This is a genomic window from Streptosporangium sp. NPDC051023 (assembly GCF_040689595.1).
Lineage (GTDB): Bacteria > Actinomycetota > Actinomycetes > Streptosporangiales > Streptosporangiaceae > Streptosporangium.
Map to the genome: position 1 here is coordinate 1 of NZ_JBFBCE010000238.1, position 1,454 is coordinate 1,454.

At 64.3% G+C, this 1,454-nt stretch carries 2 protein-coding genes; one reads left to right on the forward strand and one right to left on the reverse strand.

The window, feature by feature from the left end:
• Nucleotides 1–225 precede the first annotated feature (225 nt).
• Nucleotides 226–1,170, reverse strand: a complete 945-nt coding sequence (locus AB0395_RS48400; RefSeq protein WP_366295146.1) for an IS481 family transposase — start codon at nt 1,168–1,170, stop codon at nt 226–228.
• Nucleotides 1,171–1,234: 64 nt separating this feature from the next.
• Between AB0395_RS48400 and AB0395_RS48405 the strand changes: the two genes are divergently transcribed.
• A partial coding sequence (locus AB0395_RS48405) for a helix-turn-helix domain-containing protein (protein ID WP_366295148.1) occupies nt 1,235–1,454 on the forward strand: 220 nt, incomplete at its 3' end.

Here is a 1,454-nt window from a genome sequence, read left to right on the forward strand (position 1 = left end):
CTCCCGAGCGCTGATCGAACGTGATCGGCACCATCCAACTGGCAGCAGTGCTCTACACGCCAACCCGGTGATCGTTTCCGGTCACAGCACTAGGTCACCGGCAACGAGCCCGACAGCACCGCAGCCACCTACCTCGACAGCTTCGAACGAGTCTGGTCCGGCGCAACACCCGCAGCTCGGAACGGCTGACGGACACTCACTCGATGTGCGACTGACAGTGATCGTTTACGCCTGGGTCTGAGTCTTCTGCTTAAGGCGTTCGTAGGGGGTCTGGCCGCCGAGGCCGCCATGAGGTCGATGGTAGTTGTAGTAGTCCTCCCATTCGCGCAGCTTGTCGTTGAACACCTCGGCGTCGTCGATGACGACGCCCTCCAGCATCCGGTAGAACTCTTCGGCGTCGATGCGGTGTGAGCGCTCGACCTTGCCGTTCAGGCGAGGGGTCCGCGGTTTGATGTAGGTGTGGGCGATGCCCTTGTCCAGCACGTGCCAGTGGAAGGTCGTCTGGAACTCCGCGCCGTTGTCGGTCTGGACAACCTGCACCTGGAAGGGCAGGCGCTGCAGGACGTAGTCGAGGAACTGGATGGCGGTCTTCTGGTTGAGCTGGGGGTAGATGCGCAGTACCCGCAGCCGGGTGCAGTCGTCGATCGCGGTGAACTGGTAGTACTTGTTGCGGCCGCCCTTACGTCCGGTGACGCCGGCGATGGGGTCGATGAACTTCACGTCGATCTGGACGCGGTGGCCGGGCAGCTGCTTCTCGTAGCGCTTCCAGCGCTTGTCGTGGCGCTTGTAGCGCTGGGAGGCCGGGAGACGGCCCATGTCCAGGCGTTTGAGGATCCGCCAGACGCCGGAGCGGCTGATGGTGATGTCGTGGTACCGGGCCAGGTACATGGCGATCTTCTCGGGGCCGAAGTGGTAGTTCTTCCGTAGGTGGACGATCTTCTCGACGACTTCGACCTGGGTGGCGTTCGGGCTGGTCTTGGGCCGCTTGGAGCGGGTGCGCAGGCCCTCGACGCCCTCGGCTTGGTAGCGGCGGTACCAGATGTAGTAGGCCTGTCGGCTGATCCCGTAGTAGCGGCACGTCAGCGCGACGTTGCCCGAGACCTCTTCGGCGTGGCGGATGACGGCCAGGCGCCGCTTGGCCTCACGGTCCAGTGGGGGGTTCGGGGACATGATGGTCTCCGTAGTATCCGGAGACCCGGGTGTCAACGATGTCTGTCAGTTTTAGACCGGAGGTATGAGGTATCCAGACAGAGGGGGACTGTCGGCTCGGGCTCGGGTACAGCGTGAACAGCTGCGCTTTCGGGCGGCGGACATGTTCGCCGCGGGAATGACCGCGCCGCAGGTGGCTCGATGGCTGGAGGTGACCCGGAAATCGGCGTGTGCGTGGCGGCGGACGTGGAAGGCCGAAGGCAAGGCCGCCCTGGCGTCCAAGGGGCCGGGTGGATCACACTGCC

Excerpts from the sequence above, each read along its gene's own strand:
- AB0395_RS48400 (WP_366295146.1), bottom strand. The coding sequence starts at position 1,170 with ATGTCCCCGAACCCCCCACTGGACCGTGAGGCCAAGCGGCGCCTGGCC.